The sequence below is a fragment of the Streptomyces sp. NPDC088732 genome (assembly GCF_044751205.1).
Taxonomy (GTDB): Bacteria; Actinomycetota; Actinomycetes; order Streptomycetales; family Streptomycetaceae; genus Actinacidiphila.
In genome coordinates this window covers 453,699-467,470 of sequence record NZ_JBIVLI010000004.1, presented here as the reverse complement: position 1 = coordinate 467,470, position 13,772 = coordinate 453,699, and the positions used below count along the sequence as shown (strand labels likewise).

General features: G+C 74.0%; 11 protein-coding genes. 7 read left to right on the top strand and 4 right to left on the bottom strand.

Annotated elements, in window-relative coordinates; translation table 11 throughout:
* Positions 1-234 precede the first annotated feature (234 nt).
* The gene (locus ACIP9H_RS10040; RefSeq protein ID WP_401580591.1) at positions 235-3,525 is read right to left on the bottom strand and encodes an ATP-dependent helicase; all 3,291 of its coding nucleotides are present in this window, start codon (positions 3,523-3,525) and stop codon (positions 235-237) included.
* Positions 3,526-3,747: 222 nt separating this feature from the next.
* Positions 3,748-4,137, bottom strand: coding sequence for an MGMT family protein (locus tag ACIP9H_RS10035; RefSeq protein ID WP_401580593.1), 390 nt, complete (start codon positions 4,135-4,137; stop codon positions 3,748-3,750).
* 218 nt (positions 4,138-4,355) lie between these two features.
* Between ACIP9H_RS10035 and ACIP9H_RS10030 the strand changes: the two genes are divergently transcribed.
* Together ACIP9H_RS10030 and ACIP9H_RS10025 are read left to right on the top strand one after the other, a co-directional pair.
* Positions 4,356-7,307: a YbhN family protein gene (locus tag ACIP9H_RS10030; protein WP_401580595.1), complete on the top strand. Its 2,952-nt coding sequence runs from the start codon at positions 4,356-4,358 to the stop codon at positions 7,305-7,307.
* Positions 7,308-7,357: 50 nt separating this feature from the next.
* The gene (locus ACIP9H_RS10025; protein WP_401580597.1) at positions 7,358-7,957 is read left to right on the top strand and encodes an NIPSNAP family protein; all 600 of its coding nucleotides are present in this window, start codon (positions 7,358-7,360) and stop codon (positions 7,955-7,957) included.
* Between the two features lie 32 nt (positions 7,958-7,989).
* Here ACIP9H_RS10025 and ACIP9H_RS10020 read toward each other — a convergent pair whose 3' ends face one another.
* Positions 7,990-9,042: an ATP-dependent DNA ligase gene (locus ACIP9H_RS10020; RefSeq protein WP_401580599.1), complete on the bottom strand. Its 1,053-nt coding sequence runs from the start codon at positions 9,040-9,042 to the stop codon at positions 7,990-7,992.
* A gap of 75 nt (positions 9,043-9,117) precedes the next feature.
* On the opposite strand from ACIP9H_RS10020, the gene ligD reads away from it, so the two are divergent.
* From ligD to ACIP9H_RS10005, 3 genes are all read left to right on the top strand, one after another.
* Positions 9,118-10,158, top strand: a complete 1,041-nt coding sequence (gene ligD / locus ACIP9H_RS10015; RefSeq protein ID WP_401580601.1) for a non-homologous end-joining DNA ligase — start codon at positions 9,118-9,120, stop codon at positions 10,156-10,158.
* A gap of 235 nt (positions 10,159-10,393) precedes the next feature.
* A complete protein-coding gene (locus ACIP9H_RS10010; protein ID WP_401580602.1) occupies positions 10,394-11,455 on the top strand; it encodes a phosphotransferase family protein in 1,062 nt (353 codons plus the stop codon).
* A gap of 207 nt (positions 11,456-11,662) precedes the next feature.
* Complete coding sequence (locus tag ACIP9H_RS10005) at positions 11,663-11,995, top strand: hypothetical protein (RefSeq protein WP_401580604.1); 333 nt, start codon at positions 11,663-11,665, stop codon at positions 11,993-11,995.
* A gap of 13 nt (positions 11,996-12,008) precedes the next feature.
* Here ACIP9H_RS10005 and ACIP9H_RS10000 read toward each other — a convergent pair whose 3' ends face one another.
* Positions 12,009-12,296 (bottom strand): hypothetical protein, encoded by a 288-nt coding sequence (locus tag ACIP9H_RS10000; RefSeq protein ID WP_401580606.1) that lies wholly within the window; start codon positions 12,294-12,296, stop codon positions 12,009-12,011.
* Positions 12,297-12,499: 203 nt separating this feature from the next.
* Here ACIP9H_RS10000 and ACIP9H_RS09995 point away from each other — a divergent pair, with 203 nt between their 5' ends.
* Together ACIP9H_RS09995 and ACIP9H_RS09990 are read left to right on the top strand one after the other, a co-directional pair.
* Entirely contained in the window at positions 12,500-13,345 is an 846-nt protein-coding gene (locus tag ACIP9H_RS09995; RefSeq protein ID WP_401580608.1) for a hypothetical protein, read from the top strand.
* A gap of 102 nt (positions 13,346-13,447) precedes the next feature.
* Positions 13,448-13,660, top strand: coding sequence for a hypothetical protein (locus ACIP9H_RS09990; RefSeq protein ID WP_401580610.1), 213 nt, complete (start codon positions 13,448-13,450; stop codon positions 13,658-13,660).
* The last annotated feature ends 112 nt before the right edge of the window (positions 13,661-13,772 follow it).

Sequence of the window (13,772 nt, the reverse complement as noted above, 5' to 3'; positions counted from 1 at the left end):
GGCGATAGTGAAGACGGTCCACCAGGAGCAGGGCACCGGGGAATTGGGCAACTGGCTGAACGACCGTCCCGACGAGCCCATGGTGTCGTCGTCACTCGTCGAGGTGGAAGTGCCGGGCGTCTTGCGCCGGTCCGCCCCGCAGGCGCTCGCGGGCGTCCCCGGTGTGCTCGCCAGGCTCACCGGTCACCGAGGCACCAGGCGCCTGACGCGCCGCGGACCGCGGGCCGCGGCGCGTCATTCCACGACCTGGCGGCCCTCCGGGCGGGCGCTGCAGGCCGCCTTGAAGGCGCAGTTGTCGCAGTGCTGGCCGCTGGAGGGGGTGAAGCGCTCGTCCAGGACGCGGGCGGCGGCGTCGGCGAGCAGGCCGTCGGCCCACTCCCCGGTCAGGGCTTCCTGGGCCTGCACGGTGGGCTGCGCGTCGCCGCCGTCCCTGCGGGCGGCACCCAGGCGCAGTTGCACGAGTTCGGCGCCGCCGGGGGCGGGCCGGGTGTCGTGGAAGAGCCCGTCGACCGCGCCCTCGCGCACGGCGAGCTGGTAGACGGCCAGTTGGGCGTGGCGCTCGACCTCGGCGGCGGTGGGCTTGCTCTTGCCGGTCTTGAAGTCGACGACATAGGCGTTGCCCTCGGCGTCCGTCTCGACCCGGTCCATGCTGCCGCGGATACGGACGGAGACCTCGCCGGTCTCCAGGGTGACGTCGAAGCCGTGCTCGGAGGCGACGGGGAGCCGGCCGCGCTCCATGACGTGCCAGTGCAGGAAGCGTTCCAGTGCGGCGCGCGCGTTCTCCTTCTCCTGCTGCGACTTCCAGGGCGCGTCGAAGGCGAGGGCGTTCCAGACCGAGTCCAGCCGCTCCATCAGGACGTCGAGGTCGGCCGGGGTGCGGCCGGAGGCCACCTCGTCGGCGAGGACGTGCAGGACGTTGCCGAAGCCCTGGGCGGCGGTGGCCGGGGGCTCGGCCTTCACCTCGCGGCCGAGGAACCACTGCAGGGCACAGGTGTTGGCCAGCTGGTCCAGGGCGCTGCCCGACAGCGCCACCGGCTGGTCGCGGTCGCGCAGCGGGACCTCCGAGCGGGTCTGCTCGTACAGCCCCCACCAGCGCTCCGGGTGCGCGGCGGGCACCAGGGGCTGGCCCGCGTCCTCCAGGGCGGCCAGCCGGGCCAGCCGCAGGGCGGCGGCCTCGCGCAGCGCCGGGGAGGCGGCCGGGTCCACGGTGGTGGCGCGCAGTTCGGCCACCAGGGGGGCGACGGCGAGCGGGCGGCGGGCGCGCTGGGTGACGTCGACCGGTTCGACGCCGAGCTCGCGCAGGAAGCGGGAGGGCTGGTCGCCGTCGTCGGCGGCTGCCTTCACGGCGGTGACCACCAGGCGGTCGCGGGCGCGGGTAGCGGCGACGTAGAACAGCCGGCGCTCCTCGGTGAGCAGCGCGCCCGGGGTCAGCGGCTCGGCGAGGCCGTCCCGCCCGATGCGGTCGGCCTCCAGCAGGGAGCCGCGGCGGCGCAGGTCGGGCCAGAGCCCCTCCTGTACGCCCGCGACGACCACGAGCGGCCACTCCAGGCCCTTGGAGCGGTGCGCCGTCATCAGCCGTACGGCGTCGGGGCGGACGGCGCGGCGGGTCAGCACGTCGGCGGCGATGTCCTGGGCGGCCAGTTCCTCCAGGAAGTTCAGCGCGCCGCGGCCGCCGGTGCGCTCCTCGGCCCGCGCCGCGGTGTCGAACAGCGCGCAGACCGCGTCCAGGTCGCGGTCGGCGTTGCGGCCGGCCGCGCCGCCGCGCAGCGCGGCCCGCTCCAGCCGCCCCGGCCACGGGGTGCCGTCCCAGAGCGCCCACAGGGCGTCCTCGGCGGTGCCGCCGTCCGTGAGCAGCTCGCGCGCGGTGCGCAGCAGTCCGCCCAGGCGCTGGGCGCCGCGGGCGAAGGACGGATCGTGTGCGACGAGGCGCTCGGGTTCGGCGAGCGCCTCGGTGATCAGCTCGTCCGACGGCCTGGGCACGGCCACGCCGGCGGCCCGCTCCTCCTCGCGCAGGGCGCGGCCCAGGCGCCGCAGGTCGGCGGCGTCCATGCCGCCCAGCGGGGAGCCGAGCAGGGTCAGGGCGTCCTCGGCGCCCAGCCACGCGGGTGGGGTCTCGGCGGGGACGGCGGCCTGTGCGCACACGCGCAGGGCGAGCAGCAGCGGTGCCACGGCGGGCTCGTCGCGCAGCGGCAGGTCGTCGCCCTCGATGTCGACGGGGACGCCCGCGGAGGTGAGGGAGCGGCGCAGCGAGGGCAGTGAGCGGGAGCCGGCGCGGACCAGGACGGCCATGTCCGACCAGCGCAGGCCGTCCTCCAGGTGCGCGCGGCGCAGGACGTCGGCGATGCCGTCGAGTTCGGCACCGGGCGTGGGGTAGGTGCGGACGGCCAATGCGCCGCCGTCGCGGTCCGGGACCGGTTCGCGGTGGGCGCGTACGGCGGCGGCCGGCAGCCGGGTCAGCGGCATGCGGGCGGTGAGCAGCCGGGTGGCGGCGAGCAGCCGCGCGCCGGAGCGGCGGGCGACCCGGAGGACGCGGACGTCGGCGGGGCGGCCGTCGCGGTGCCGGAAGGCGTCGGGGAAGCCGAGGATGCCGTTCACGTCGGCGCCGCGGAAGGTGTAGACGGACTGGTCGGGGTCGCCGAACGCCACCAGGGTGCGGCCGCCGCCGGCCAGCGCGTGCAGCAGCCGCACCTGGGCGGGGTCGGTGTCCTGGTACTCGTCGACGTACACGGCCTCGTACGCCCCGGCAAGGTGGCGGGCGACCTCGGGCCGGCCCGCGAGGAGCACGGCGCGGTGCACGAGCTCTGCGTAGTCGATGACGCCCTGGAGGTCGAGGACGTCGAGGTACTCGGCGAGGAATCCGGCGGCCGCCGTCCAGTCCGGGCGGCCGGTGCGGCGCGCGAAGGCGGCCAGGGAGCGCGGTCCGAGGCCCAGTTCGCGGGTGCGGGCGAGCACCGCGCGGACCTCGTCGGCGAAACCGCGGGTGGTCAGCGCGGCCCGCAGCTCGTCGGGCCAGCGCACCCGGCCCCGCCCGGCGCGCTCGAGCTCGGGCTCGCCGGAAAGCAGTTCGCGCACGGCGAGGTCCTGCTCGGGGCCGGACAGCAACCGCAGGGGGTCGGCGAAGAGCTCGGGGGCCTGGTGGGCGCGCACCAGGGCGTAGCAGAACGAGTGGAAGGTGGTCGCCACCGGAGCCGCCGCGCCACCCATCCGGGCGGCCATGCGGTCGCGCAGTTCGCCGGCCGCCTTGCGGCTGAAGGTGAGCACGAGGACGCGCTCGGGGTCGGTGCCGCGCCGCACCCGTTCGGCGACGGACTCCACCAGGGTGGTCGTCTTGCCGGTGCCCGGTCCGGCGAGGACGAGCAGCGGTCCGCCGGAGTGCTCAACCACCGCACGCTGCGAGGCGTCCAGTTCAGGGGGCGTCACCCGTTGCGGCGGGGTCCGTAGCAGTCGGTAGCCGCCCGACGGCCCGACCGTCCCCCCGGAGCGCCGCGCGGCGGCGTCCGTCTGCCGAGTGGAGGAGGAGGTCACGTGGTTCGCCGGTTCCGTGTGCGTTCATGTGCTGTTGGTGTGCCGGGCCGGGAGCGGCCGGGTGCCGACGCTACGCCACCGGCCGGCGGCGCCGTGACGCGTCCCGCCCTTCCGGTACCGATGCGGGAGCCGGGGCGCGCCGCCCGCCGTACTCCTTACGGACGGCCGATGGCATCTTCGGCGCCCGGATGGCGGAAGCTGGAGGGTGTGAGCGCGCGCTGTTCAGTCCGTACCGCCGGGGCCGTCGCGGCCGTCGGGGGCCGCCGTCCCGTCCCAGCGGGCCCGGCGCATGTCGAGGCGGGGTATGTGCCCCTTCGCGGCGTGCGGGGCCGGGCGCAGCGGGGTGCCCTCCTCGCGGTAGTGGGCCAGGGCGTCGAGCTCGTGGCCCGGCAGGAGGCCGCCGTCCGAGCGCACCACGCGCCACCACGGAACGGCGCCCCCGTACAGCGCCATCACGCGGCCGACCTGCCGGGGGCCGCCCTCCCCCAGCCACTCGGCGACATCGCCGTAGGTCATGACCTTCCCGTGCGGAATCCGCTCGGTCACGTCCAGGACACGCTCCGCGTAGGCGGGCAGCTCCGGGGCGCCGTCGGCCGTCTCCTCCTCGCTCATACGTCACATCGTGCCCGAGGGCACCGACAGTCGGGGCGGACGGGAGCGCGCGCGGGGGTGCCGATGGCGGCGAATTGCCCCCTCCTGCGCCCATGCGCGGGCGGCTCGTGCCACCATCATCCGGGCGGTGACTGGTGATACGAGATCAAAAAGAGACAGACGGCAAGCACGACGTGAGCGGGAACGAAGCCGCTGGCGCGGTCGGCGCTGCCTCTGACGTGCCTCTGACCAGCGAGAACGCTGCCCCCGCGGCATCCGCGGACACCGACGCGGTCGCCGTCGTCCCGGGCGCGGCGGCCGAGCAGGTCGCCGCCGCCGGCGCGGCCGGCACCCCTGAGGGCCAGGACGACGGGGACCGGCACAAGGAAAAGCCGTCGACCGGTCCCGCTGAGCCCACGGGGCCGGCGGAGCCCGCCCGCAGCGGGCGGGACGGGGAGCCGGCGACCGGGAGCAGCACCGGGAACGAGGCGAAGGTCACACCCCCCGCCGGCTCCCCCGGTACCGGTGACGGCGACGCCTCCTCGGACGCGGGCGCCGACGACGCGCACGCCCCCCACGACTCCCACAACGCCGAGGACTGCCCGCACACCGACCCGGTGGCCCGTGACGAGCCGCTGCTGCCCGCTCGCGTGCACCGGCCCGTCGACCTCATGAGCTTCCTGTTCGGCGTCCTCGGCATCGCACTGGTGCTGGGCATCGCCGGCTTCGCCCACGCGACGACCTCCGGCGTGGAGCAGGACATCGCCCAGGGCGCCACGCACGCGCCCGAGCCGCTGATCACCATCGCCGGGCTGCTGGCGACGGTGGCGGTGCTCATCGTGCCTGTCGCGTTCGCCGTGGAACGGCTGATCAAGCGGGACGGGCTGCGCATCGCCGACGGTGTGCTCGCGGCCGTCCTCGCGCACGGCGTCTCCCTCGCCACCGACCTGTGGGTCTCGGACGCGGCGCCGGTCGCGATCCGGGACGCGCTGACCCGGGACGCGCCGGGCGGCGGTCTGACCGACCCGGTCCACGGCTATCTCGCGCCGGTCATCGCCTACATGACCGCGGTCGGCATGGCGCGCCGCCCGCGCTGGCGGGTGGCGCTGTGGTCGGTGCTGTTCCTGGACTCCTTCGCCGTGCTGATGGGCGGCTACACCACGCCGTTCTCGATCGTCGTCACCGTGCTGATCGGCTGGACGGTGGCCTACGGCACGCTCTACGGCGTCGGCTCGCCCAATGTGCGTCCGACCGGCCAGAACCTGCTGGCGGGCCTGCGCCGGGTCGGTTTCGCGCCACTGACCGCGGTGCGGGCGGAGGACGAGTTCCCGGACTCCCCGGAGTCGGAGCGCGGCCGCCGCTACCTGGTGGCGCTGGAGGACGGCCCGCTGCTGGACGTCACAGTGGTGGACCGCGAGCAGCAGGCGCACGGCTTCTTCTACCGCATGTGGCGCCGGCTCCAGCTGCGCGGCATCACCCAGCGCCGCAGCCTCCAGTCGCTGCGGCAGGCGCTGGAGCAGGAGGCGCTGCTCGCCTACGCCGCCATCTCCGCCGGCGCGAACGCCCCCCGGCTGATCGCCACGTCCGAGCTCGGCCCGGACGCGGTGATGCTGGTCTACGAGCACATGGGCGGCCGCTCGCTGGACGCCCTGTCCGACGCGGAGATCACCGACGGGCTGCTGCGCGGCGCCTGGGAGCAGGTGCGGTCGCTCCAGTCGCGGCGTATCGCGCACCGCAGGCTGGTCGGCGAGTCCTTGCAGGTGGATCGTTCCGGCAGGGTCTTCCTGACCGATCTGCGCGGCGGGGAGATCGCGGCCGGCGACCTCGTGCTCCGCATGGACGTGGCGCAGTTGCTGACCACCCTGGCGCTGCGCGTCGGCCCGGAGCGCTCGGTGGCCTCCGCCGTGGCCGTCCTGGGCCCGGACGCGGTCGCCGACTCGCTGCCCTTGCTGCAGCCCATCGCGCTGAGCCGCACCACCCGCGCGACGCTCAAGCAGCTCGCCCGGGAACGGGCTCAGCGCGAGCGCGAGGCGGTGCTCGCCGCCTCCAAGGCGCGGCGGATGGCCACCGCGGACCCGGGAGCCGAAACCGATCAGGTCAGCGGGTCCAAGGAGACCGCCAAGGAGACCAAGGCGGCGCGGCGGGCCGAGAAGAAGGCCCTGGAGGACGCGCTGGAAGAGGCCCGCGAGGAGGACCTGCTCACGCGTATCCGGCACCAGGTGCTGCTGATCCGTCCGCAGGCCCCGGTGGAGCCGGTGCGGCTGGAGCGGGTGCGGCCGCGCACCCTGGTGAGCATCATCGCCGGCGCCTTCGCCGCGTACTTCCTGCTCTCCCAGATCAGCAGCATCGACCCGGCGACCCTGCTGGCCGAGGCGAACTGGGGCTGGATCATCGTCGCGGTGCTGGCGTCCGCGGCGAGCTACGTCGCGGCGGCGATGGCGCTGTCCGGCTTCGTGCCGGAGAAGCTGTCGTTCCTGAAGACGACGCTGGCCCAGATCGCGGGCTCGTTCGTGAAGCTGGTCGCGCCCGCCGCCATCGGCGGTGTGGCGCTCAACACCCGCTACCTCCAGAAGTCCGGGGTGCGGCCGGGGCTGGCGGTGGCCAGCGTCGGCGCCTCGCAGCTGATCGGCCTCGGCTCGCACATCATGCTGCTGGCGGTCTTCGGCTACATCACCGGCACGGAGAAGACCCCGTCCCTGTCACCGTCCCGGACGGTGATGGCCGGCGTGCTGACCGTCGGAGTGCTCTTCCTGATCGTCACCGCGGTCCCGTCCCTGCGGCGCTTCGCGTCCACGCGGATCAGGGCGCTGTTCGCCGGTGTGGTGCCGCGCATGCTGGACGTCCTCCAGCAGCCGCTGAAGCTCACCACGGGCATCGGCGGCACGCTGCTGCTGACGCTCTTCTTCGTGCTGTGCCTGGACGCCAGCGTCCGGACCTTCCACGGCGAGGTGAACTTCGCGGCGGTCGCCGTGATCTTCCTGGCCGGCAACGCGCTCGGCTCGGCCGCGCCCACCCCCGGCGGTCTCGGGGCGGTCGAGGGCGCGCTGATCGCGGGCCTGACGACCATCGGACGGCTGGACTCGGCGACGGCGACCTCGGCCGTCCTGCTGTTCCGCGTGCTGACCTTCTGGCTGCCGGTGCTGCCGGGCTGGCTGGCGTTCACCCAGCTCACCCGACGGCAGGCGTTGTGAGGCCGGCCCACTGACAGGAGATGTCAGTGGGCCGCCCCTACGGTCCCGCCATGGAGACCTCGCAGATCGTCGAACTGCGCCAGTACACGCTGCACCCGGGCGGACTCGGCACCCTTCTCCCGCTCTTCGAGCGGGAGTTCGTCACCGGCCAGGAGGCCGCGGGCATCCGCGTCGGCGGGCGCTTCCGCGACCTGGACGCCCCGGACCGCTTCGTGTGGATGCGCGCCTTCCCGGACATGGCGGCCAGGACCCGCGCCCTCCAGGCGTTCTACGGCGGCCCTGTCTGGCGGGCGCACCGCGCGGAGGCCAACGCCACCATGGCCGACTCGGACAACGTCCTGCTGCTGCGCGGCCCCGGCTACCGCGTTCCGGACGATGCTGGGCTGGTCGTCGCGACGATCTGCCACCCGGCCGATCCGGCCGGCTTCACGGCCCCGCCGTCCGCCCGCGCGGTGCACCGCACCGAGCACGCCGAGAACGGCTTCCCCGCGCTGCCCGTGCGCACCGGCGAGGACGTCGTCGTGTGGTTCTCCGCCCACGCCGACGCCGACGCCCACCGGGCGGCCCCGTCCGCGCCGCTGCCCGCCGGCGCCCTGCGGCGGCCCTTCCAAGAGCTGCGGCTGGTCCCGGTGCGCGGCCCGCTGGGCTGACCGTGCCCGGGGGGGTCTGCCGTCCGCGAGCGCTAGCCGAGGATGTCCGCCAGGTCGTAGCCCACCGGTTCCTCCAGTTGCGCGTACGTGCAGTCGGCCGGGTCGCGGTCCGGGCGCCAGCGGCGGAACTGGGCGGTGTGCCGGAAGCGGTCGCCCTGCATGTGGTCGTAGGCGACCTCCAGGACGCGTTCGGGGCGCAGCGGGACCCAGGAGAGGTTCTTGCCCGCGCTCCAGCGGCTCTGGGCGCCGGGCATCCGGCCGCCCGGCTCGGCCTCCGCCCACTCGGCCCACGGATGCCCCTCGACACCCGTCATGCGCAGCGGCTCCAGTTCCGCCGCCAGTTCCTCGCGGCGGCGCATCGGGAAGGACGCGCTGACGCCGACGTGCTGGAGCCGCCCCGCGGCGTCGTACAGGCCGAGCAGCAGGGAGCCGACGACGGGGCCGGACTTGTGCCAGCGGAAGCCGGCCAGGACGCAGTCCGCGGTGCGCTCGTGCTTGACCTTGAACATGACGCGTTCGTCCGGGCGGTAGCCGACGTCCGGGGGTTTGGCGACGACGCCGTCCAGCCCGGCGCCCTCGAACTGCTCGAACCACTGCCGGGCCAGGTCGATGTCGGTCGTGGAGGGCGCCACGTGCACCGGCGGCCGCACCGGGCCGAGCGCGTCCACCAGCGCCTGGCGGCGCCAGCTCTGCGGGTCCGTCATCAGCGAGCGGTCGCCGAGCGCCAGCAGGTCGAAGGCGACGAGGGAGGCCGGGGTGCGCTCGGCGAGCTGCCGCACCCGGGAGTCGGCGGGGTGGATGCGCTCCAGCAGCGCGTCGAAGTCCAGCCGGCCGTCCCGGGCGACGACGATCTCCCCGTCGACGACGCAGCGCGCCGGCAGCGCGGCCCGCGCCGCCTCGACGACCTCGGGGAAGTAGCGGGTCAGGGGTTTGCCGGTGCGGCTGCCGATCTCGACCTCGGCACCGTCGCGGAAGACGATGGCACGGAAGCCGTCCCACTTGCCCTCGTAGAGCATGCCGGGCGGGATCGCGGGCGCCGATTTGGCGAGCATCGGCTTCACGGGCGGCATCACCGGGAGGTCCATGCCGCGATTGTCCGCCCGACAGGCGGCGCACGCCCGTCGGGCCTACGGTGTGCGCATGGGAGAGGCGGTGGCGGCATGGGCGAGGCTGTCGAGCTGACCGTCGGCGAGCGGACGGTCCGGCTCTCGAACCCGGGCAAGGTGTACTTCCCCGAATCCGCGTTCACCAAATTGGACCTGGCCCGCTACTACCTCACCGTCGGCGACGGCATCCTGCGCGCGCTGCGCGACCGGCCGACGACCATGGAGCGCTACCCGGACGGCATCGGCGGCGAGTCGTTCTTCCAGAAGCGCGCGCCCAAGAACACGCCCGACTGGATCCCCACCGGCCGCATCCGCTTCCCCTCCGGCCGGTACGCGGACGAGATCTGCCCCACCGAAGCCGCCGCCGTCCTGTGGGCCGCCAACCTCGGCTGCCTCACCTTCCACCCGTGGCCGGTCCGCCGCGGCGACCTCGACCACCCCGACGAGCTGCGCATCGACCTCGACCCGCAGCCCGGCACGGACTTCGCCGACGCCGTCCGGGTCGCCCGCGAGCTGCGCGGGCTGCTGGAGGAGCTGGGCCTGCGCGGCTGGCCCAAGACCTCCGGCGGGCGCGGGGTGCACGTCTTCGTGCCGATCGCGCCGGAGTGGACGTTCACCGGGGTGCGGCGGGCGGCGATCGCCATCGCGCGGGAGATGGAACGCCGGATGCCCGAGCAGGTGACCAGCGCGTGGTGGAAGGAGGAGCGCGGCGAGAAGATCTTCGTGGACTACAACCAGACCGCCCGCGACCGCACCATCGCCTCCGCGTACTCCGTCCGGCCCCGGCCCGGCGCCCCGGTCTCCGCGCCGCTGCGCTGGGACGAGCTGCCCGACGCCCACCCCCGCGACTTCGACCTGGCCAGCATGCCGGTGCGGTACGCCGAGGAGGGCGACGTCCACGCGGACATGGAGGGGCAGGCCTTCCGCCTGGACGCGGTGCTGGAACTGGCCGATCGCGACGAGAGCGACCGCGGGCTCGGGGACATGCCGTACCCGCCGGACCACCCGAAGATGCCGGGCGAGCCGCTGCGCGTGCAGCCGAGCCGGGCCCGCAGCAAGCCCGGTGACGCCACGTCCGACACATCCGGGACCTGACGGCCCTCTTCCCGTCACGGGAACTCTGACGCATCATCAGTCAGCTGCCTGCGCACAACCCGCACGACCCACCGGCGCGCGAACCGGCCCGGCCGGCCGTCGTGCGTCCGACCGGGGAGGGAGTCACCGATCATGCCGCGCGTTGCGCCAGGGACGGCAGGGTCGGCTACGGCATCTTTGAGCTCGGCAGCATCGGCCGCCACACCCCCAGCGGTTCCACCGGCAAGGAGGCCCTGTGACCACGGTGCGCACGACCACCCGTGACCCCGAACTGCTGTGCCGCCGACTCGATCACTGGCTGAACGCCAAGCACCCCGGCGCCCGCTGCCGGAACGTGCGCGTGCCCGCCGCCGTCGGCCCGTCGGGCGAGACCGTCCTGTTCGACCTCGCCGTCCCGCATCCAGCCGGCACCGCCCGGCAGCGGGTCCGGCCCTGCGTACTGCGGCTGGCGGCGGGCCCGGAGGGGCCCGCGGCCATCCCGTCGTACGACATGGCCGCCCAGTACCGAACCCTCCGGACCGTCGCGGCACGGACCCGCGTCCCCGTCCCCGAGCTGCTCTGGCTGGAGCCCGACCCGGAGCCCCTGGGCGCGCCGTTCTTCGTCATGGAGCGGGTCGCCGGGCGCGTCCCGCCGGACGTCATGCCGTACACGTACGGCTCCAACTGGCTCTTCGACGCCACCGAGGAGGAACGGGCACGGCTGGAGCGCGCCACGGTGGACGTGCTCGCGCAGATCCACTCGGTGCCGGCGGAGGGCGGGCTGCGGGAGCACGTCGAGGCGCAACGCGCCCTCTACGCCCGGGTCGTCAAGGGGCGGGCCCCCTCCCCCATGATCGAGCGGGCCTTCGCCCGGCTGGCGGACATCTGGCCCGCCGACCCCGGGCCGTCGGTGCTGAGCTGGGGCGACGCCCGCATCGGCAACATCGTCTACGACGCCGACTTCGCACCCGTGGCCGTACTGGACTGGGAGATGAGCGGCGCCGGGCCCCGCGAACTGGACCTGGCCTGGCTGGTGCACCGGCACCGCTGCTTCCAGGAACTGGCGACCGCCTCCGGCTTCCCCGGCCTGCCCGGCTTCCTGGAGGGCGGCCGGGTCGCCGGGATCTACGCGCAACTGACCGGGCACACCCCCCGCGACCCGGAGTTCCACACCCTGTACGCGGCCCTGCGGCACGCCGTGCTGATGCTGGACGAGGGCTACCGGCAGGTGGCCGCCGGGGAGCGGGAACTGCCGGCCGACCCGGACGACCTCGTCCTGCACCGCGGATCGCTGGAGGCGCTGACCGCGGGCCGCTGACGCGGGCGGGCGCCGCGGCGGCTCGGGCCGTCGCGGCGCCCCGCCGCCACCCGCCATGCCCCTCGCCCCCGCGGCCGTCATCGCCCAGGGCTTCCCCGGCCTCCGCGACGGCGCCAACCCGGGCCTGCACCGGGCGTCGGGCGGGGTAGCCCGGCGCAGGCTCTCGCGGCCCTCGCCGGCCCCACCACGGCTGCCGAGATCACTGCCGTGACGTCTCCGATCGCGCTCAGCAAGACCCTCGGCCACGTGGCCTCGTTGAACGTCGGCAAGGGCCGGCAGATCCAGCAACTCAAGCCGGGCCGGCTCCTGGTCGCCCACGGGCAGCCGCTGGTGTGGCAGGAGCGCCGCACCAAGCAGGAGACCGTGCTCACCGGCCCGTTCACGCTCACGCAGCGCGACAAGAAGCTGCCGCTGAACGGCGGCAGGTTCGCGTTCTACGAACTGACCACGGCCGACGGGAGCCACGAGGTCGCGCTGCCGAAGAAGGACGCCCCGCTGGTCATCGCCGCGACAGGCCGGGCCGCACCTGCCCCTGGGTGACTCGCACCGCCCGTCAGGCAGCCTTCGCCCGGCTGACGACCAGAGCGAACAGGGCCGCCCCGATGGGCACTCCGGCAATCTCGCCCATCGGGAACCCCACAGGGAGCGTGGGACAGAGCCACGACTGCACCGCCAAGCCGACCACGGCCGACACGATCACGGCCAGGAGCGCGAAGGCACATCCCACGCGCCGGCGTGGTGGCTCGGTGAGGTAGAGCCCGAACATCGGCGCGGCGGCGAAGACCCCGACCGCGAGGGTGAGTGCCCTGTCGACACTGTGGCCTTCGAAGCACCACACCACAGCGCGGACGTCACACCCTCAGGCAGCGAGGCCGTGCAGGGTACGACCCGCGACGGAGACGGCCGCGCGCCAGGTTCGACGGCGCCCCGGTGATCGACTGGCTCATGGAAACGCCCGGCCGAAGTCGCTACGCCGGCCGCGTGGGCGCCCGGGCCGGTGTCCGTCCCCGTCGCTAGCATCGCGGCATTCTCTGGGGAGGAAGCATGGGTTACTCGGGCGACTTCGTTCTGGCGCGCAGCGATTCCTCGTTGCGGGACCTGCCGGCATTCGATGACCCGGAGTGGTGCATCGAGGAGCAGGCCGATTACTTCCACGAGTGCCGGCCGCGCCCCGGTGGCTGGCAGACGCTGCAGGTGAACGACTATCTGCCGGAGAACGACGACGACCGTTGGCTGCATCGGCTGGTCGCAGCGACCGGCTCGCCCGTCATGATCGCGAGCGTCATGGACAGCGGTGTCTGCCACGTCCGCGGTCTCACCCCGTCCGGGGTCGCCTGGTCGACCTTCCTTGATCCGGTCGAAGACGGGAGGGTCCGCTCGTTGCTCGCGGATGTGCCCAAGGCTGCGGATCGGATAGCCCTTTGGGCGGCCGAGGGCGCGTTCATTGCGGATCGGGAAGCACTGCGTGCGGTCTTGACCAAGAGGGCGGATCCGCTCGTGGAGGACCTCTTCTTCGAACTGGTCGACGCGTGCGGACTGCCACTCGCAGAGCCTGCCCGGGACGATCCCGCAGTGCACCCGGGCCACCGCCCCGAGCAGAACTGCCCACGCGGCGCGCGACTGGAAGCAGCGGTGCTGAGCCTTCCCCGCGACGGGGTCCTCGTGCTGGGGTGTGCCGTGGAGGCGGACTGCTACGCCCAGGTGTGGCTTCGGCCCGACGGCACCTACGAACTCGAATACCGTGATCGCAGTCCTGCCGAGCACTACCAGACACGGACACTCTCAGCAGAGAAGGTCGTCGCGGCTCTGACGGGCTGGGAGACGGGCGGGATTGCCTGGCGGAATGCCTTCCAATGGAACTCGATCGGCTCCTGGTTCAGCGACTCCTAGCCACGCGCGGCCTTCACCCGGAGTGCAGGTGATACCCCTTTGTCCGCCGTCGAGGCCGCGGCCGCTACGATCCCGCCCAGACGAGTGGGGAGGAAGATCTTCGTGGCTATGGGACTCGCGGGGCTGCCCGACAGAGAGTGGATGATCAAGGACGCGAAGGGCCGGAAGTACAACTACGACTCGGAAGAGGAGGCGTTCGAGGAACTCCCCGAGTACGGTGAGGGCGCCACTGTGTGGACCCGCGAGGTCTATCGAGCGCTGTTCGTGACCAAGTCGATCGACGGCTGGAAGCAAGTCCCCAACCCCCGCGTATAGCGTCCCCCTCGCCTCCCCGATCGATCGGGGACTGCCTGGCAGCCGCGGTGGCTGATGGGGAGCAAACGAGAACGGCCCCTGACCGACTTGGCTCAGTCAGCCACAGCGTGGT